The following is a 19,279-nucleotide window of genomic DNA, read 5'->3' on the forward strand; positions in this document are numbered from 1 at the left end:
GGGCCGACCTCATCCGGGGGGACAAGCCTGAGTGGCCGGTCAGTGGATGTTGCCAGCTCAACCTGCCATTCGTTGCTGAATCGCGCAAGCTTTCGGGCGGCGGGCTCCGTCCGGTATCGGCCGCACCGCGACTGGCCTACCGGCACGGGCGTCTTGCCTGGGCGCGATGAGGTGTTGTGCTTCACGCCGGCCCTGGCATGTCCCGGCGGCTACGGACGGTGGCGCCTTGTGCGCGGCCATCCGATGCTGATCACGCCGTGGCGGTGGGGTCCGTGTCCTCTGTGCCGTCCGGCAGACCGGCGCGGACGTCATCCGGTGCCGCGATGACAGGCGGGTCGGCGCACCTGCGGTGTCGCCGGCATTGCCGGATCGTTACCTGGTTTATCCGTCGATGTCTTGCGGATGCCGATGGGTTGGCAATACGTTGCCGTCGGCAACAAAACCGAGTGAAGGTCATCCCATCCGGAGGCACCATGACGGTGGCGAGGTGGTACGAACCATGAGCGACGTGCCGATCCTCCTGGAGATGCGGTCCATCACCAAGGAGTTCCCCGGGGTCAGGGCCCTCGCCGACGTCAACCTCGTGGTGCGCGCCGGGGAGATCCACGCGATCTGCGGCGAGAACGGTGCCGGCAAGTCCACCCTGATGAAGGTCCTCAGTGGTGTCTACCCGTACGGGACCTACGAGGGCCAGATCGTCTACCAGGGCGCGGAGACCCGCTTCTCGGACATCCGGGCGAGCGAGCACGCGGGCATCGTGATCATCCACCAGGAGCTCGCGCTCATCCCGCACATGTCGATCACCGAGAACATCTTCCTCGGCAACGAGCCGCGCAGGCGCGGCGCGATCGACTGGAAGTCGGCGAACCGGATGGCGCAGGAGCTGATGGCCCAGGTGGGCCTGCGGGAGGACCCGGACACCCTGGTCAAGGACATCGGCGTCGGCAAGCAGCAGTTGGTGGAGATCGCCAAGGCGTTCGCCAAGGACGTCAAGCTGCTCATCCTCGACGAGCCGACCGCCGCGCTGAACGAGACCGACTCCCGGCACCTGCTGGACCTGCTGCGCGGCTTCCGGTCCAAGGGCATCACCTCGATCATGATTTCGCACAAGCTGAACGAGATCGAGGCGATCGCCGACCAGATCACCATCCTGCGCGACGGCCGGACGGTCGAGACGCTGGACGTCAAGGCCGACGGCGTCGACGAGGACCGGATCGTGCGCGGGATGGTCGGCCGCGAGCTGAGCAGCCGCTTCCCGGACCACACTCCGAAGATCGGCGAGGTCTTCTTCGAGGTCCGCGACTGGAACGTCCGGCATCCGATCTCCGCCGAGCGCCAGGTCTGCAAGAACGCGAGCTTCGCCGTACGCCGCGGCGAGATCGTCGGCTTCGCCGGCCTGATGGGCGCCGGCCGCACCGAACTGGCGATGAGCGTCTTCGGCCGCTCCTACGGGGTGTACGAGTCGGGCACGATCGTCAAGGACGGCAGGAGGATCGTGCTGAAGTCGGTGGCGGACGCCATCGCGCACGGCCTCGCGTACGTCAGCGAGGACCGCAAGGCGATCGGCCTGAACCTGCTCGACGACATCAAGACGTCCACGGTGGCCGCGAAGCTGTCGAAGATCTCGCGCCACGGCGTCCTCGACGAGGTCAAGGAGTACCAGGCCGCAGAGGCGTACCGCCGCGAGTTGCGGACCAAGGCCCCTACGGTCGACGAGGGAGTCGCCAAACTCTCCGGCGGTAACCAGCAGAAGGTCGTCCTCGCCAAGTGGATGTTCACCGACCCGGATCTGCTGATCCTCGACGAGCCGACCCGCGGCATCGACGTGGGCGCGAAGTACGAGATCTACGGCATCATCCAGCGGCTCGCCGACCAGGGGAAGGGCGTCATCGTCATCTCCTCGGAGCTGCCCGAGCTCATCGGGCTCTGCGACCGCATCTACACCGTGTTCGAAGGCGCCATCACGGGCGAGATCGCCCGGTCCGACGCGGACCCGGAGACCCTCATGAAGCACATGACCTCGACGAAGAAGATGCAGACACGATGAGCCGTATCAAGGACCTTCGGAAGAACCTGTTCGGAGGCACCACCTCCAACGCCCGTCAGTTCGGGATGGTCTTCACGCTGGTGGCAATCGTCGTCCTGTTCCAGATCCTGACCGACGGGCTGACCCTGCGATCGGACAACCTGATCGCGCTGTTCCAGCAGAACTCGTACATCCTCATCCTGGCCATCGGCATGCTGATGGTGATCGTCGCCGGGCACATCGACCTGTCGGTCGGCTCGATCGCCGCGTTCGCCGGCATCCTGGTGGCCAAGTCGATGTTCGAGTGGTCGCTGCCGTGGCCCGTGGCCATCCTCTTCGGCCTGGCGATCGGCGCGCTGATCGGCGCCTGGCAGGGCTTCTGGGTGGCCTACATGGGGGTGCCGGCGTTCATCGTCACCCTGGCGGGCATGCTGCTGTTCCGGGGCGGCAACCAGTTCATCGGCAACGCGAACACCATCCCGGTACCCGAGGGCTTCCGGGTGATCGGCTCCGGGTTCCTGCCCGAGATCGGGCCGAACACGGGCTACAACAACCTGACGCTGCTGCTGGGCCTGGCCGGCTGCGCGGCCGTGGTCTGGCGGGAACTGCGGTCGCGCCGCACGCGCCGCGAGATGGCCGCCGACGTGGCCCCGATGTGGATCGCGATCCTGCGGATGGCCGTGATGGTCGGCGTGATCGTGTTCGTCTCGCTGCGCTTCGCCAGCGGTCGGGTCGGCACCAGCTTCCCCGTCTCCGGCATCATCCTGGTGGCGCTGGTCCTCGCGTACTCCTTCTACACCCGCAACACCGCCGGCGGCCGGCACATCTACGCGGTGGGCGGCAACTCCCGGGCCGCCGAGCTGTCCGGCGTCAAGCTCAGGCGGGTCAACTTCCTCGTCATGATGAACATGTCGGTCCTGGCCGCGCTGGCCGGCATGATCTTCGTGGCCCGCTCGGCGGCGTCCGGCCCGCAGGACGGCAACGGCTGGGAACTGGACGCGATCGCCGCGGTCTTCATCGGCGGCGCGGCCGTCTCCGGCGGCATCGGGACCATCAGCGGATCCATCGTGGGTGGTCTGGTCATGGCCGTGCTCAACAACGGCCTGCAACTGCTGGGCGTCGGCACCGACCGCGTCCAGATCATCAAGGGCCTGGTCCTGCTGCTGGCCGTCGCACTCGACGTCTACAACAAGCGCCAGGGACGTTTCTCCGTCATCGGCAGCATCACCCGCTCGTTCCGCCGAGACGGCTCCGGCACACCCACCTCCCCGGCCACGGCGGGGGAGGAGCACGTCCCGACCAAGGTGCCCGCCCGCTGACGGGCACCGGCCAATTCCCCGTATCACCTCCGTAGAAGGGCAGCACTCCCCATGCGCAAACTGCTCGGTAAGTCGGTGGCGATCGGCGCCATCGCCGCGCTCGCACTGACGGCCTGCGGCTCCGGCCGCAACGAGGAGTCCGGTGGCTCCAACGGCGACACCAAGGGCTTCGCGGCCAACGCTTTGATCGGTGTGGCCCTGCCGTCGAAGACCTCCGAGAACTGGGTCCTCGCCGGTGACCTGTTCGTCAACGGGCTGAAGGAGGCTGGCTTCCAGAGCGACGTGCAGTACGCGGGCGCGTCGACCACGGTCGCCGACCAGCAGGCCCAGATCACCGCCATGGTCACCAAGGGTGCCAAGGTCATCGTCATCGGCGCGACCGACGCCGCGCAGCTGTCGACCCAGGTCGCCGCGGCCCACGCGGCCGGCGTGAAGGTCATCGCCTACGACCGGCTCATCCTGAACACCCCCGACCTCGACTACTACGTCGCGTTCGACAACTTCAAGGTCGGCCAGCTCCAGGGCCAGGCCCTGCTGGACGGCATGAAGGCCAAGAAGCCGAACGGCCCGTACAACATCGAGCTGTTCTCCGGCTCGCCGGACGACAACAACGCCGGCGTCTTCTTCAACGGCGCGATGGACGTCCTCAAGCCGGAGATCGACAAGGGCAACGTGGTCGTCGCCTCCAAGCAGACCGACGTCAAGCAGACCGCCATCCAGGGCTGGAAGGCCGAGGGCGCGCAGGCCCGCATGGACCAGCTGCTGACCTCGACGTACGGCAACAAGGAACTGGACGGCGTCCTGTCCCCGAACGACACCCTCGCCCGCGCGATCATCACCTCGATCAAGGGCGCCGGCAAGCCGATCCCGGTCGTGACCGGGCAGGACTCCGAGGTCGAGTCGGTCAAGTCGATCATGGCTGGCGAGCAGTACATGACCATCAACAAGGACACCCGGAACCTGGTGAAGCAGACCATCGCCATGGTCAAGGCCCTCCAGGCCGGCAACACCCCCGAGGTGAACGACACCAAGTCCTACAACAACGGCGCCAAGGTCGTCGACACGTACCTGCTGCCGCCGCTCGCCGTCACCAAGGCGAACGCGGCCGAGGCCTACGCGAACGACCCGAAGCTCGCGCCGCTCACCAAGTGAGCACCGCCGGCTGATCGCTGCCGGCCGAAGGGTCCCGGAGTGCGCGCGCCCCGGGACCCTTCGACATCTCGGGTGACGGCGACCGAGTGAAAGCGATCGATGGCGATGTATGGTTCGCGGTATGCCCGAGGAGCCGACGTACGACGCGATTGCCGACTGGTACGAGTACGACTTCCTCAGCCGCTGGACCGGCAAGGACGTACTCGGCATCAACCGCACGACGCGCGATCTGCTCGGTCCGGGCGTCGGCGCCTGTCTGGAAGTCGGCTGCGGCACCGGGGTCCGCGCCGGACATGTCCGGGAAGCCTGCTGGACCCCGATCGGCGTCGATATCTCGGCCGGCATGCTCGCGCACGCGCGCGCCCGGCTCCCGGTCGTACGTGCCGACGCGGGCCGGCTACCGCTCGCCGGCGGCTCGGTGCCGGCGGCCGTCGGCGTCATGGTGCACACCGACCTGCCGGATCTCCCGGCAGCGGTACGCGAGGTGGCCCGGGTGCTGCGGCCGGGCGGCGTGTTCGCCCACGTCGGCGCGCACCCGTGCTTCGTCGGCGACTTCACCGACCCCCGTCATCTTCGGGATACGCGCGCGCAAGCCGTGCGGACCGGGGTAGCGAGGCCACGCGGCACCGAAAACGTACGCACGTTGACGTGGTCCACGCCGAAATTCAGCGCAGCTTCGGGTCGAGTGCTTCGCGGATCGCCTCGCCCGGCATCACGAAGCTGACCACGGCGGTGATGAGGAATGCGCAGGGGAGGAAGAGTATGTAGGGCGAGTCCCGGATGTATCGCTGTCCCTCACTGATCGAGCTGCCCCAGGACACGACCGGTTGCTTCAGCCCGATCCCCAGGAAGGCCAGGGTCGCCTCGGCGCCGATGAACGAACCGACCATGATCGTCGCGTAGATCAGCAGCGGCGCCAGGCAGTTCGGCAGCAGGTGCTTGAGAATGATCCGGCTGGCGCTGGCGCCTAGCCTAGCGCCCGGGCAACGAGGACGTAGTCGGCCTCCTTGGTGGCCAGCACCGAGGAGCGCATAAGCCGCATCACGATCGGCCAGCTCAGCACGACCAGGGACATGACAACGATGCCGATAATCTTGTATTCGCCGTTGCCCCTGTCGGCGCCGTTAAAGGGGTCTACTGCCGTTCTCGTGGGTCGGGTTCATGATCGTCCGGGTAGTGGTGGGCAGAGGCCGCCGCGGCGGAGGTTGGCCATGGTGATCAACGCTTTGGCGCTGTGGTAGCCGTAGGCCTGGCGGGTCAGCACGCGCAGGTGGACGTTGTTGGCCTCGATGCGGGCGTTGGACAGTCCGCTGTCGAGCATGTTGTGGATCGCGGGCAGGTGACGGCGGATCGTCTTGGCCAGCTTGACGAACGGGGCCAGTTTCGACCGGCTCGCCCAGCGTAGCCACGCCTGTAGCAGGAGCCTGCCGTCGGCGCCCTTGACCGCGATGATCTCCCGGAACTGTTCCTTGAGCAGGTACGCCCGGTACAGCGGCCGGTTGGTGGCCTGGATCGTGGCCAGGGTCGCCTTCTGCTTGTCGGTCAGGTTCGGCGGGTTCTTCCACAGCGCCCACCGGGCGTCTTTGAGGGTCTTGGACGCCTCGGTGCGGCCGCCTTTGCCGCCACGGGCGGTGTTCCACACCGCCCGGCGTACCTCGTCGAGGGCGTCGGTGACCCAGGCGACCAGGTGATAGGGGTCAAGGCAGCGGACCGCCTGCGGCGCCCGCTCGGCCACCACGTCACCGATCCAGGCGGCGGCGTCGGCCGACACGTGGGTCAGCGCCGCGGCCCGCTGCGCGCCCAGTTCGTCGAAGAACGCGGCGACGGTGGCCTTGTCCCGCCCGTCGGCGGCCCACACCAGGCGGCCGGTGTCGTGATCGACGACCAGGGTCAGGTAGCGCTGGCCCTTGCGGTAGGCGACCTCGTCGATACCGATCCGTTTGAGTCCGGCCAGTCGATCGGTGCCGGCGGCGGCAGCGTCGACGACCCGGCCGACGATGGCGACCACGCTGCGCCAGGCGATGCGTAGCAGCCCGGTCACCGCCGACGCGGACGTGCGCGCGGCCAGCCACGCCGCGGTGTCCTCGAACGCCGTGGTGAACCGGGCACCGTGACGCGCCCACGGCACCGCGATCACCGTCGGCCCGTGCTCGGCACAGTCGACCCGAGGCACGGCGGCCTCGATGACCACCCGCAGCGTGCCGAAGTCCAGGTGCCGCCACCGCCGCCTGCCCCAGCCGCGGTCGTACCACGGCGCGCGAGCCCGGCAGCGCCCGCAGCGACGCGCCGCGCCCTTGCGCGGCCGGGCAGAGATCACCAAGACCTCACCGTCGGTGTCGTCATCGAGGCGCACGCCCTCGACGGCGGCCCGTTCCAGCCCTGCCTGTCGATGCAATACCCTGGTCAAACGCACGCCGTTTCCCAATCTTCAGTTTCTGACCTTCGACAAGCCAGAAACCTAGACGGGACACGGCGTGCCCTGTTGATCAGGGCGTCAACCCACCCACGAGAACATCACAAGAGCCCGTTAAAGGTGGTCAGGATGACGAGCGCGCCGAGCATGAACGGTAGGCCGAAGAAGATGTCCGCGATCCGGGAGAGCAGGCTGTCGATCCAGCCGCCCCGGTAGCCGGTGATGATGCCCAGCGCGCCACCGATCAGCAGAGTGCCAATGGTGGAGAGCAGGGCCACCACGATCGAGGCGCGGGCACCGTAGACGGTAGGCGCGTAAACGTCGCGGCCCTGCAGGTCGTAGCCGAACCAGCCCTCGGCCGACGGTCCCACCCTGCTGCGGGAGAGCACCCCGTTGGCCGGGTCACCGGAGGTGAACAGGGACGGAAACGCGGCCATCACCACGAAGAGCACGATGAGCGTGGCCGAGATCCAAAACAGTGGGTTGCGACGTAGATCATGCCACGCGTCGCCGAGCAGACCGCGTGGCTTCTCCTGCAGCTGCGCCCCGGCCGGCGTCCGGGCGTCCGGCGTTTCGGTCTCGCTCGGCCGCTCGAGATACGGGGTGCTGACCAGCGGCGTACCAGGGTCACTCATTGCGGGTCCTCCGGTGCAGATCGACGGCGGGCGAGGCCCGAAACTCCATACCGAACAGGACGGGCTGGCCCGGGCTGCCGGTTGTCATCCGATGCCGGACCGTCGTCCACCACGGGCCTGAGTGGGCGGTCGACCCGCGGGTTGACCCGGGACTCAACCCGTGGGCGGATCTTTCGCAGGACCGGTGTGGACGTGACGGGCCCGCCGAGCACCGTCCCAGAAGCTTTGAGCAGCCACGATGCGTGTGCCGGCGTCTGCTGTGAGCCGAACACCGCCCACTGTCACGAATCTGGCTCTCGCTGGCTATCACGTTTTGGTGATCTAGCTTTCCGCCCATGCGAAAGTTCATTGCGGCCGCGGGAGCCATCGGTCTCTCGGTCGGCCTGATCGGTACGGGGGCGGGTGCCGCGTCGGCGGAAGAGGGCAACCGCCGTGGGGTCTGCGAGCACCGCGTCTGCCTGCTCGTCCTGGACGAGTCGCACGACAGTGACGGGGACGGCGTCACGGACGTCGACGAGATCGCGGGGGTCACCCCGCCGAACAACACCGGCCCGATCTCCTGGCCCGGGATCTGACGCGGTGACCGGGCGTGCCACGCCGCACGCGCGGGGCGCGGGCCCGTATCCCCTTCAGAGAATGGCGGGGGTCACGCCCCGTCGAGGGGAAACTCGTCGAACAGGACCACCTCGGCGTCCGGGTCGACGGTGTCGAAGCGGTACGACCGGACCATCCCGTCGGCGGTGTCCAGCAGCGTGAAGACGGTGATGTCGTTGCTCGCCACGTACGGCAGAACGGCGCCGTCGGGCCCGGTCAGCGGCGCGACGGTGGGCACGATCGGGGCCAGGCCGCCGGGGTCGCCCTGCTGGACGTACCCGTCCGGCAGTTCCCGCGACCGGCCGGACGTCACGTCGTAGGCGCCGTAGCTGTTGCCGACGTTGGACGTCTCCAGCCAGTGCACGCCGGCCGCGTTGCGGAATCGGTTCCACACGTGCGAGTGTCCGTTGAGGACCAGGTGGACCCCGGCGGCGTCGAGCAGCGGCTCGACGTCGCGCAGGATGTGGTCGTCGGCGGCCGGGTAGTGGTAGGTGATCCCGTCGGGCCGGATCGTCGGCACCGGGTCGGTGAACGGCGGGGCGGAGTGGTGACCGAGCCCGTGGCTCGGGTGGTGGAACATCACCACCCGGTACCGGGCGGCCCGCGCCGCGGGGGAGGCGAGTTCGTCGGCGAGCCAGCGGTACTGGGCCGAGCCGCGGGCGACCGGCTCGAAGATGAACTGGCCGTGCCCCCAGCGCTCCGGGCGGTCGACGTCCCCGGCGGCCTCCTGGAATTTGCCCCGTCCGGTGGGCTTCGGCGTCCGCCAGATCGACGTGGCGAACAGGGTCGTCAGGTGGACGTCGCCGATGGTCCGCGACCACCAGCGCGGCCCGCCCGCGTCGCTGCGCGGCACCGGGAACAACTCCTCGTAGGTGGTGACGTCCCAGGCGCCGGGCTGCGGGTCGTTGAACTGCTCCTCCAGCGAGGCGGTCGCCGACCAGCGTCCCATCACCTCGTGGTTGCCGATGGCCGGGTAGAGCGGGGTGTGCGGCAGGATCGACGCGCCCGGCCAGCGCCCGGCCACCCGGCCGGCGAAGGCTGCGAAGAACGCCGGCCGGCGGGCGTTGTCGAACCAGTCGCTGGCCCGGTCCGGGACGTTGACCATGTCCCCGGCCATCAGCACCCCGTCGAGCGGGGCGCCGGCGGTCTCGCCGACCTTGGTCAGGTTCGCCGGGACCATCGGCATGAGCTGGTGGTCGCTGGTCAGCAGCAGCCGCGCCGGCCGCCCCGGCGGGACGGCCGGCGCGAGGCTGTAGGCGGCGGTGACGGCCGCCCGGCCGTCGTCGTCGACCGACACGACCCGGTACGGCGTGCGTCGGGCCGGCAGCCCACCGACGGTGGCCAGGTGCCGGTGCACCGGGCGGCGGGTCACCCCGGCGTACGTCCGGCCGGGCACGGACGACGCGGCGTCCTCCCGGGTGCGCGACAGCGGGCGGGTCTCGGCGGGGAATCGCCGCCAGCCCGGGCCGGTGTCGGCGGGGCCGGTGGCGGCGGCGTACGCCTCCTGCTCGGTCATTCGCGGCACCCCGGCGCCGACCAGGGCGACCTGGCACCTGCCGGGCTGCTCGGTGTGCCACAGCACGTGGACCCCGTCGGGCCGCGGGTCGAGCAGATACGGCTCGCAGGGCAACGTCACGGCACAGAGTATGCGGGCAGCCCGGAGCGCTTGACACGGTCCGGTGCCGGCCGTACGGTTCATCCACTCATGACTATCTATATGTGTTGATGTGGCGTGGCGCCCGGAAGGGGAGTGACCCGAATGGCACTCGACCGCCGCGGGTTCCTCGGCAGGGTCGCGGCAGCCGGCGTGGCCACGGCGACCGCGTCGACCCTGGCCCTGCCCGGCGAGGCGCGGGCCGCCACCTGGCGCAAGCGCCTCACCGGCGCCGACCTGGAGACCAACAGCCGCTGGCAGGTCGCCGGCACCGACCTCGGCATCCCCTACGTGCTGGAGAACGGCTCCATCGGCTACCTGTTCGGCGACACCTTCAACACCCCCTGGCCCGAGAGGCCGCCGCTGCCCAACGACTGGCGTTCACCGGTCATGCTGCGCTCGTACCTGCATCCGAACTCCGCGGGCGGGATCGTCTTCGACAGCGCCGCCCGCGTCGCCGGCAACGGCCGCGCCCCCGAGCTGATGCACAACGGCCACAACGGCATCGGCATCGACGGCCTGGGAGGTCACGGTCATCCCCAACGACGGGATCAGCTTTCCCGAGACCGGACGGCAGCTCATCTCGTACATGAGCATCGAGAACTGGAACTCCGCCGGCCCCGCCGGGCCGCACTGGAAGTCCCGCTACGCCGGCCTGGCGTACTCCGACAACGGCAACGACTTCATCCGTATGCCGCTGAAGTGTGCTGGCGATGTGGGATATCAGAACTGTCCGAATGCTGGCCTCGTGGCGCCTGGCAATGCTCGACGAAGAGGTGTCGAGGCGGCGTAGTCGTCGAGCTACCGGGGGAACCTCAAGGCAAGCCGCGCGTGATCGCAAGCCGAGGTGGATCAGCTCGGTCACGGCAGGAGGGACTCCTGACCGTGAATCGCATGGAGCCAGTTCTCGCGTGACACGCCGGCCCGGCGCGGGGTGCGGATGTGTGGTGGCCCACGTGTGGGCGGGATGGCTCGCGTCGCCGATGTCGACTACCGTCACTCTACGGTGATGGTGCGTAGCTCTCGGCGGTCAACACCGTCGGTGGTGGTGGAGGGCGTCGGTCGCATCGTGGGGCGAGGTGTTGGGGTCTCGGCCGCCGGGCGGGCGACGGTGCCGAGGTCATCGCCGAGGAGGTGGTCGGGGCTGGGGTGGGCGGTCTGCGCGGCTGGCTGATCCACGCTGGGTGCCCTTGGTTCGGGGGCGGGGAGGGAGCGTTGCGCGTTGGTCGCCGCCGCCGCTTTTTCGACTGTTGAGCTCAGTGAGAGTTCGTTGCGGGTTTTGGAAGGGTTCACCGGGGTGCGGGTGTCCCGGGCGGGGCTGCCGTTGTTGTGGGATGACATCGGCACGCTGGAGATGCTGGCGTATCGGGTGCGTACGGTGCTGGGTCCGTTGCTGGAGCAGACGATCAGGGCGGTCCGGCAGGCGGGGGAGGGTGAGGCCTTCGACCGGTTCGTGGCGCAGACCGTTCCGTTCGTGGGGAAGATGGCCGAGACGGCCGATCTGATGCTCGCCGTGGTGGAGGCGGAGAAGAAGTTCTTCCTGGAGACGGAGACCGGCAAGCGTACGACGGTGGCGATGTTCTCCTTCATGCAGGCCGAGTTCGCCGCCGCGGCCGCGATGTGGTTCTGGAATCCGGTGGGGGCGGCGGCGCACGTCGCCCAGGCGCGGACGATCATTCAGGTGGTCCTGCGTTCGGCGTTGGTGCGGTCGGCGGCGAGTAGCACGGCGATGCAGATGCTGACGATGCCGGGTTCTGCGCTGTTGGCGCAGGTGTCGATGATGACCGATGGTTTGCAGTCGGGGGTGAACTGGTCGGCGGTCGGTAAGCAGGCGGCGTACGCGGGGGCGGTGGCGTTCCTGGGCACGGTGGGCGGGCCGGCGTTGGGCAAGGCCGCTGGTGCTGTCGCGGGCGCGGTCGGCAAACTCGGCCTGTCGGACAGCACCAAGATGCTGTTGACCGATCTGTTGACGCGGCCGGTGTTGGAGACCGGCACGGAGGGGCTGTTCGGTATCGGTGCCAGCTTGATGGTCGATGGGTACTGGGACCCCGGCAATCTCGGTGCCGATCTTCTGTCCGGGGCGCTGTCGGGGGCGGGCGGGTCGGCCGCGAGCGGGCTCGGGCTCGTCGTGAATCGCGCCATGATGCAGCCCCGGGTGCAGATGCCTCGCCTCGCGTTCACGCCGGACGGGAAGCCGGTCCTGCCGGTGGGGGCGACACCGGTTGGTGTGGACCCGTCCACGGGCTACCAGAGCGGGGTCGACGATCCTACGGCTGTGGTGACCGGCGGGCAGGCCGCGCCGTCCACCCCGCCGCCCACCCTGCCGCCGCTGCCGGCTTCGAACCTGTCCGCGCCGAGTCTGGACCTGCCCGCGCCGCACGTGGACCTGTCGGTGCCGTCGTGGTCGGTGCCGAGCCTGTCGGTGCCGGTTGCGCCGGTGCCGGAGTGGGTTGTGGCAGCGGGTGGGCCGGTGGTGGAGCGGTGGCATCGGTTCCAGCAGGATCTGGTGGATCGTTACGGTGGGTTGCTGGCCGGGGTGGCTCGGGCGGGCAAGAGCATGGCCGCGCTTGCCGTGCCGGTCGAGGGGGTTTTCGGCGGGTGGGTCGACGCCCGGCGGGGTGATCGGGCTGTTGCGGGTTTCCTGTCCGCGGTCGGTCTGCCCGCTGCCGCGCTCACTGAGGGGTATCTGGCGGGTGTCCGGGAGCGGGCGGTGGCCCGGATGGCCGAGGCGTTGGCGTCCGCGGGTGAGCAGTTCCCGGCCGAGGTGCGGGCGCAGCAGGTGATCGCCGCGCTGCCGGCGGCGTTCGACCTGGAGGCGTTGCGCGCGATCGCGCACCTGGCCGTCCAACACCACATCGACCGGTACCTCGCCGCCGGCCTACCGACGGCCGCTGGCACGTCGTGGGCCGTTGGCACGCCGACAGGTGCCGGCGTGCCGGCAGGTGCCGGGGCGGCGGTGCCGTCCGCCGCCGCGATCGAGGCGGTCAAGAGCGCCGTGCGGGACCGGGTGGACCGAAGCCTCAATGCGATCCTCGGTACCTCCGCACTGCCCGCAGTGCTGCCCGCTGTGGTGGCCGGTCCCGACGCCGCGCAGGTGAGCGCCGTGGCGGATGCGGTCCGGCAGGCGGTCTTCGACCTGCCCGCCCGTTTCTCGGCCGCGGCCGTTCCCGGCGCCCCCGCACCGGCCGCCAACTGGGCTACCGTCGGCGTTGCAGAAAGCGGGCGCGCCGGCGCGCCGACCGTGCCGATAAGGCCCGAGCAGCACACCGCAGCAGCGACCAGCCAGGCAGTAGAGCAGTTTACCGGCCTGGCCCACCAGTACGGCGTCAAGCCGGCCCGCCATGACCCCCTCGCCGAATCCTTCCAACGGGACTGGGTCAACGGATACCACCAGGTCCTCACCCAGGCCGCCGGCAGCGCCACCCCCGGCACGCCGGGCACGCCGGGCACGCCCGGCACGGCTGGGACACCGGAGGCGGCCGGCGCCCGTAGCATGGTGCCGGCTGGCGCTGCCTCCCGCGCCGATGACACGCCGATCCACCACAACGCCACCGCCAACGCCAACGCCAGCGGCCGTGACAGTGACAGTGACATGTCTGTCGCCAGCGATGACGTGTTCAGCAACCTCGACACCAGCGACACAATGTCGATCAGTGACGTGTCCTCGCCGGACGAGTCGCTTGGTGGGGTGCCGGGTAAGCACGGTCTCAGCGACGCGGATTCGTCGCGGGATGAACCGGTCAGTGGCGGCCCCGGCAGACACGGCGAGCCTGCTGTCGCGGCAACCGGGCAGGCCGTTGCGGCAACTGGGCAGGCCGTTGCGGCAACTGGGCAGGCCGTCGGGATGTTCGAGTCCGGGCAGCGGGTCGCTAACTGGGCCGCTGCGGAGCAGGCGCGTGCCGGCAGCGGTGACCTGTGGTGGTGCGTGGCGGCCACTCTCGATGTGTTCCACACCGTGTACAAGCGGTTGGGTAACCGGGCGGTGTTCGACGACCGGATCATCGGACCGGACGGCCGGCTCGCGCCCACCATGGGCTGGCCGCAACTGATGGAGATCCTCGACACGGTGCCCGAGCGTGTCGCCCACCCGGACGGGGTCGCGGGAGGGGACGTGCTGGCCGCGTTGCGGGCGGTGCCGGGGTCGATGGTGGTGGTCAGGGCCGCGCCACCGAACGAACCGCAGCACGTGTTCGCCCTCCACAGCCAGCCACAAAGATCCGGGCCGCCGAGGATCCGGGTGCGGGACCCTCTGCTGCCCGACGCCGCCGACCGGCCCGAGCCGGACGACCCGATACGTGATCCGTGGCTGCGACACCTGTTCGCATCCAGCACCCGGGTGGCCGCGTTCGACGGGAACGGTCGGCCCGCCACCATCACCGACCTGCTCGGCCAGATCACCGGCCATCCGCAACCGACAACCACGACCGGCACCGGCACCGGCACCGACACCAGCGCGTTCCTGCTGGCCTCCACCAGCCCGCCGCGCGGCCCGTCCCACGCGATGTTCACCACCTCCACCGACCCGGCCGACTCTTCAAGCGGCGGACTGCCATCCGGTCCAGCGGGCAACGGCGATCCGCCTGGTCCTGGCCTGGCGTCTGGTGATCAGGAATTCCTGAACGTGTGGGACCCGGATCTGGATGGGATGGATCTGGACACACCAAAGCTCGTCGAGTGGGGGCCGCTGCAGGACACCGAGCAGGTCCAGTCCCCGCTGTCCGGAATGCCAGGGGTGGATGTCGCGTGGGTGCCGTTGGGGGTGGGGGACAACGCGACCGTGGCGGTCCCGCAACAGCGGGATGCGGGAGACCACGACCCGTTTCATCTTGACCCGAGACTTCTTGACCCGGCATTCGTGGAGGATCTGTGGATGCCGTACCTGGACCTGGACCTGGACCTGGGTGTGGGTCTAGGTCCGGGAGGGGTGGAACTGTCGGCGCTGCCGCCCGGCTGGGGGTGGACGCCACCGGACGGCACCGAACAGGTCGATTCTTTGTACCCGCCGTCTGGGGTTGTGCCGGAGGTGGATGTCGCGTGGGCGTCGTCGGTGGTGGGGGACGACGTGACCGCGCCGGACGATCGGGATACGGAAGATCACAACCTGTCTTCTCTTGACCCGGCGCTTCTTAACCCGGCATTCACCCAGGATCTATCGATGCCGGACCCGGATCTGGTTCTGGACCCGGATCTGGACCTGGACCTGGACCCGAATCTTGTTCTGGACCCGGATCTGGTTCTGGATCTAAATGGTGTGGATGGGGTTGGCCGGCCGGTGTTGGAGTTCGCGGTGCCGGCTGATGGGTATTGCGTGTTGTCGGCGTTCGTTGTCGCTGATCCGGTGTGGGTGCGGGACGTGTTGGCGCAGGCAGGGGTGCTGCCGGCGGATCTGTATGAGTGGCTGTCCGGTCCTGAGCGGGTGCGCGTCAGTGTGGGGCGGATGGCTGGTGCGGTGCCGGCCGGGTCTGAGCTGGCGCGGGTGAACGAGTTGTTGCAGGCCCATGTCGTGTCGTACCTGGACACCCGTTTCGGGGGGTTGCCGGCCGATGTGGTGGTGCAGCGGCGGCATCTGCCGCAGGGGGAGCCGTTGCGGCAGGTGCGGGAGCTCAGCGATGAGCAGGTGTTGGCGCGGCTGATGGAACGTGTCGGCGACCAGGGCGTTTCGGGGGGCGGTGTTGTCACCGAGGCGGCTTTCCTGGATGCGGCGCGGATCAGGCAGCGGTATGACGAGGCGCGTGCAGAGTTGATCGGGTTAAAGCAAAATCCAGGCGCGGTGACGGATGTGCCGCAGGAGCAGTTGGACTTCGTCAACGGGCGTGGCCGGGGTTTCCCGGTGGCGTTGTTGGCGCCGGAGCAGGCCCGTGACTATCTGGTCCACGTGTTGAGCACGTCTGACGGGCCGCTCGAGGCGGACGAGTTTGCCGAGGTCGTCGACACGGTGGCCGATTGGGGCGGCCGGTGGGCGGGGCCGGGTGGGGAGTTCCTGCTGCCGTTGCTGGCCCACGCCACCGGTAGCCGGATCACCGTTTGGCAGCGCACGGGGCGGGGGGTGAGCCCGGTGGCGGTGTTCGGGCCGCTGGTCGGCCGGGGGGTCGACCTGTACTACGTTGCGGCCGACCCGGCGAACCCCACCCACTACAACCACTACAACGCCGCTGTTCCCGCTGCTGTCCCGTTACCGTCCGCGCCGGCCGAGCTGCCGCGGTCAGACGAGTGGGACCAGTTGTTCACGCGATTCTCCAGCGTGATGGGGCTGCCAGGAGCTGAGGATGTGCGCCGTAGTCTGCAGGCGCAGTTCGACCTCATCATCGACAGAACCGACTTCGCTGAAGCGAACGGCCTGTCCCCGGAGGACGTTCACCGGCTGCGGCAGGCCCTGGACACGCGCGGGACGTCCGTTCCCCACCTCAAGGGGGCGCTGCTACGCCTGATGTCCGAGGTGTACGAGGTCAACATCACCCTGGCCTCGGCCGCGTCGGGGTTCCACGACAACTATGGTTTCGCACCCGGGTATCCCAGGATGGTCGCACTGGGCCACCCCGACACTCAGATCACGTCCGGCCCGGCATCTCCGCACACGCAATCCATACCGATCCGTACCGGCCAATCGGCAACCCCGCACCCCACACCACAGCCGCCCCCAGCGGCCTCCACCACCAAGGCGCCACTACCAGAACCGCCAGATCACGTGGTCACTTGGCGGCCCGGCAAGGACGGGCCTCAAACCTTCCGCGCATACCTGAAGAGGCTGGAAGAAAAGGGTGAACTCCCCGACGGGGTATCCCTGCCTGAAAAGAAAAAGTTGGGGCGGGGGATGGCCGCATGGGTGAAAGCCTGGGCACAGGGACTACAGGGTAAGACCGCCCCCGACGGCCACCGCTACACTCAGGATGAGGTAGCCGAACTATCCGGCAAACTGATCACCCAAGAATCGGTCAGGAGTTATTGGCGGGAGGCGGCGCCGTCGCTGCCCCCACCGCCAGATCACGTGGTCACTTGGCGGCCCGGCACGGATGGGCCCGCCACCCTCCGCGAATACCTGAAGAGGCTGGGAGAAAAGGGTGAACTCCCCGACGGGGTATCCCTGACCCCCGACAGACAGGGGAGGCTGGGGCCGGGGATGGGCGCATGGGTGAAAGCCTGGGCACAGGGCTGTAAGCCCGCCCCCGACGGCCACCGCTACACCCAGGATGAGGTAGCCACACTATCCGGCAAACTGATCGACAAGACATCGGTCGGGAATTATTGGCGGGAGGCGGCGCCGTCGCTGCCCCCACCGCCAGATCACGTGGTCACATGGGGGCCCGGCGAGGACGGGCCCGCCACCCTCCGCGCATACCTGAAGACGCTGGAAGAAAAGGGTGAACTCCCCGACGGGGTATCCCTGACCCCCGACAGACAGGGGAGGCTGGGGCCGGGGATGGCCGCATGGGTGAAAGCCTGGGCACAGGGACTACAGGGTAAGCCCGCCCCCGACGGCCACCCCTACACCGAGGATGAGGTAGCCGAACTATCCGGCAAACTGATCACCCAAAAATCGGTCAGGAGTTATTGGCGGGAGGCGGCGCCGTCGCTGCCCCCACCGCCAGATCACGTGGTCACATGGGAGCCCGGCAAGGACGGGCCCGCCACCCTCCGCGCATACCTGAAGACGCTGGAAGAAAAGGGTGAACTCCCCGACGGGGCATCCCTGCCCAAAAAGAAAAACTTGGGGCGGGGGATGGCCGCATGGGTGAAAGCCTGGGCACAGGGACTACAGGGTAAGACCGCCCCCGACGGCCACCCCTACACCCAGGATGAGGTAGCCGAACTATCCGGCAAACTGATCACCCAAAAATCGGTCGGGAAATATTGGCGGGAGGCGGCGCCGCCGCTGCCCCCACCACCAGATCACGTGGTCACATGGCGGCCCGGCAAGGACGGGCCCGCCACCCTCCGCGCATACCTGAAGACGCTGGAAGAAAAGGGTGAACTCCCCGACCGGGTATCCCTGACCCCCGACAGACAGGGGAGGCTGGGGCCGGGGATGGCCGCATGGGTGAAAGCCTGGGCACAGGGCTGTAAGCCCGCCCCCGACGGCCACCGCTACACCCAGGATGAGGTAGCCACACTATCCGGCAAACTGATCACCCGGCAATCGGTCGGGAGTTATTGGTGGGAGGCGGCGCCGTCGCTGCCCCCACCACCAGATCACGTGGTCACTTGGCGGCCCGGCAAGGACGGGCCCGCCACCCTCCGCGCATACCTGAAGACGCTGGAAGAAAAGGGTGAACTCCCCGACCGGGTATCCCTGACCCCCGACGAACAGGGGAGGCTGGGGCCGGGGATGGCCGCATGGGTGAAAGCCTGGGCACAGGGCTGTAAGCCCGCCCCCGACGGCCACCGCTACACCCAGAAGGAGGTAGCCACACTATCCGGCAAACTGATCGACCAGGAATCGGTCGGGAGATATTGGCGGGAGGCGGCGCCGCCGCTCCCTCCACCGCCACCCGGAACGGGTCAAGGTCTTGAGTTGCCATTTGATTTACACCTTCTGCTTTAGTTTTAGTTCTTGAGTTTCACGGGCCTTAGGGGTTTCCTAACGCTCATGTCGCCGGGGATCATTTACTGTAGTTGATCTTTAGGGCGCGGGGTTGAGTGTCTGGCCGGGCATGCGGCATTCGTCCCGGGTGTCTCTGTCGGCAGAGGACCATTTGGCGACAGGGTGCGGAACGGGGTCAATGGATCACTCCCGACCACGGGAATCCGACCCGCCGATCCAATGCGGGCCGATCCGAGTTGACGACAGCGTTTGATGACAGTTGGATCAGCGGTGTCGGCGACGATCGGATGGACAGGACAGGCAATGGCGGAGTTGGTCTACACGCGGGTGTCCACCGACGAGCAGAGCACCCAGCGGCAGAGCCACCTGCTTGACGAGGCCGGGCTCACCGCCGAGGCCGGGGCGCGGATGTTCAGCGACCCGGCCACCTCGTCCAAGATCCCGGCGCTGGAGCGTGCCGGGTTCCGGGAGCTGGCCCGCTTCGCCCGGCTCGGCGACCGGCTCACGGTCTCCGAGCTGTACCGGCTGTGCCGCGACCTGGCCGACATCCTCGCCGTGCGCGACTGGTGCCAGCGCCATCAGGTGAAGCTGCGTGTACTGTCCGGCGCGCTGTCGAGCATCACCGACCTGGCCGCCACCGACGCGACTACCACCATGCTCGTCAACATCGTCGTATCGGTCGGGCAGTTCCAGCGCGACCTACAGAACGAACTCACCCGTGACGGGCTGGCCGCAGCCCGGGCCGCCGGCAGCGTCTCCGGACGGCGCGCCCGGCACGTCGAGCTCGGCGTCACCGAGCAGAGCCGTCAGACATACCGCGACGGGTCGAGCATCGCCGCCCTCGCCCGCGACCACCGCGTCAGCCGCGGCGCGATCCGCACCGCTTTAGTAGTGCTTTGTTAGGTTCACGGCGTGTCGCGTAGCTGCCGATTGTGGTTGGTGTTTGG

Annotated in this window: 11 protein-coding genes and 1 pseudogene; 8 read left to right on the forward strand and 4 right to left on the reverse strand. The window is 68.7% G+C overall.

What is annotated here, in order from left to right; genetic code table 11:
• Window positions 1–499 precede the first annotated feature (499 nt).
• The 4 genes from mmsA to JD77_RS25495 all read left to right on the forward strand — a co-directional run bounded on the left by mmsA (window position 500) and on the right by JD77_RS25495 (window position 5,221).
• Window positions 500–2,047: a multiple monosaccharide ABC transporter ATP-binding protein gene (mmsA, locus tag JD77_RS25480; RefSeq protein ID WP_145776494.1), complete on the forward strand. Its 1,548-nt coding sequence runs from the start codon at window positions 500–502 to the stop codon at window positions 2,045–2,047.
• Window positions 2,044–3,345 carry a multiple monosaccharide ABC transporter permease gene (gene mmsB / locus JD77_RS25485; RefSeq protein ID WP_145776495.1) on the forward strand — a complete coding sequence of 434 codons (1,302 nt, stop codon included), beginning with the start codon at window positions 2,044–2,046 and terminating at the stop codon, window positions 3,343–3,345. Before mmsA ends, mmsB begins: the two co-directional genes overlap by 4 nt.
• Before the next feature lie 51 nt (window positions 3,346–3,396).
• Window positions 3,397–4,497 (forward strand): substrate-binding domain-containing protein, encoded by a 1,101-nt coding sequence (locus JD77_RS25490; RefSeq protein WP_145776496.1) that lies wholly within the window; start codon window positions 3,397–3,399, stop codon window positions 4,495–4,497.
• Window positions 4,498–4,618: 121 nt separating this feature from the next.
• On the forward strand, window positions 4,619–5,221 hold the full coding sequence (locus JD77_RS25495; protein WP_145776497.1) for a class I SAM-dependent methyltransferase: 603 nt from the start codon (window positions 4,619–4,621) through the stop codon (window positions 5,219–5,221).
• Here the strand turns inward: JD77_RS25495 and JD77_RS34110 are convergent.
• The 3 genes from JD77_RS34110 to JD77_RS25510 all read right to left on the reverse strand — a co-directional run bounded on the left by JD77_RS34110 (window position 5,163) and on the right by JD77_RS25510 (window position 7,545).
• On the reverse strand, window positions 5,163–5,447 hold the full coding sequence (locus tag JD77_RS34110) for an ABC transporter permease subunit (protein WP_342799693.1): 285 nt from the start codon (window positions 5,445–5,447) through the stop codon (window positions 5,163–5,165). The two genes, JD77_RS25495 and JD77_RS34110, sit on opposite strands and share 59 nt — an antisense overlap.
• 209 nt (window positions 5,448–5,656) lie before the next feature.
• Window positions 5,657–6,910 (reverse strand): ISL3 family transposase, encoded by a 1,254-nt coding sequence (locus JD77_RS25505; protein WP_145776498.1) that lies wholly within the window; start codon window positions 6,908–6,910, stop codon window positions 5,657–5,659.
• A 101-nt stretch (window positions 6,911–7,011) separates the two neighbouring features.
• Window positions 7,012–7,545, reverse strand: a complete 534-nt coding sequence (locus JD77_RS25510; protein WP_145776499.1) for an ABC transporter permease — start codon at window positions 7,543–7,545, stop codon at window positions 7,012–7,014.
• A gap of 335 nt (window positions 7,546–7,880) precedes the next feature.
• Here JD77_RS25510 and JD77_RS25515 point away from each other — a divergent pair, with 335 nt between their 5' ends.
• Complete coding sequence (locus JD77_RS25515) at window positions 7,881–8,120, forward strand: hypothetical protein (protein WP_145776500.1); 240 nt, start codon at window positions 7,881–7,883, stop codon at window positions 8,118–8,120.
• Between the two features lie 71 nt (window positions 8,121–8,191).
• Here the strand turns inward: JD77_RS25515 and JD77_RS25520 are convergent, their stop codons facing one another.
• Window positions 8,192–9,775 (reverse strand): metallophosphoesterase family protein, encoded by a 1,584-nt coding sequence (locus JD77_RS25520; protein WP_211372672.1) that lies wholly within the window; start codon window positions 9,773–9,775, stop codon window positions 8,192–8,194.
• Window positions 9,776–9,898: 123 nt separating this feature from the next.
• On the opposite strand from JD77_RS25520, the pseudogene JD77_RS25525 reads away from it, so the two are divergent.
• The 3 genes and pseudogenes from JD77_RS25525 to JD77_RS25535 all read left to right on the forward strand — a co-directional run.
• A pseudogene (locus tag JD77_RS25525) lies at window positions 9,899–10,493 on the forward strand (DUF4185 domain-containing protein); the annotation flags it as partial.
• A gap of 570 nt (window positions 10,494–11,063) precedes the next feature.
• A complete protein-coding gene (locus tag JD77_RS25530; protein WP_145776502.1) occupies window positions 11,064–18,332 on the forward strand; it encodes a hypothetical protein in 7,269 nt (2,422 codons plus the stop codon).
• Window positions 18,333–18,635: 303 nt separating this feature from the next.
• Window positions 18,636–19,235, forward strand: a complete 600-nt coding sequence (locus tag JD77_RS25535) for a recombinase family protein (protein WP_145776503.1) — start codon at window positions 18,636–18,638, stop codon at window positions 19,233–19,235.
• Window positions 19,236–19,279: the final 44 nt, after the last annotated feature.

This window comes from Micromonospora olivasterospora, assembly GCF_007830265.1.
Classification (GTDB): Bacteria; Actinomycetota; Actinomycetes; order Mycobacteriales; family Micromonosporaceae; genus Micromonospora; species Micromonospora olivasterospora.

Coding starts and splice junctions, on each gene's coding strand:
- JD77_RS25535 (WP_145776503.1), top strand. CDS start 18,636: ATGGCGGAGTTGGTCTACACGCGGGTGTCCACCGACGAGCAGAGCACC.
- JD77_RS25510 (WP_145776499.1), bottom strand. CDS start 7,545: ATGAGTGACCCTGGTACGCCGCTGGTCAGCACCCCGTATCTCGAGCGG.
- mmsB (WP_145776495.1), top strand. CDS start 2,044: ATGAGCCGTATCAAGGACCTTCGGAAGAACCTGTTCGGAGGCACCACC.
- JD77_RS25495 (WP_145776497.1), top strand. CDS start 4,619: ATGCCCGAGGAGCCGACGTACGACGCGATTGCCGACTGGTACGAGTAC.
- JD77_RS25515 (WP_145776500.1), top strand. CDS start 7,881: ATGCGAAAGTTCATTGCGGCCGCGGGAGCCATCGGTCTCTCGGTCGGC.
- mmsA (WP_145776494.1), top strand. CDS start 500: ATGAGCGACGTGCCGATCCTCCTGGAGATGCGGTCCATCACCAAGGAG.
- JD77_RS25490 (WP_145776496.1), top strand. CDS start 3,397: ATGCGCAAACTGCTCGGTAAGTCGGTGGCGATCGGCGCCATCGCCGCG.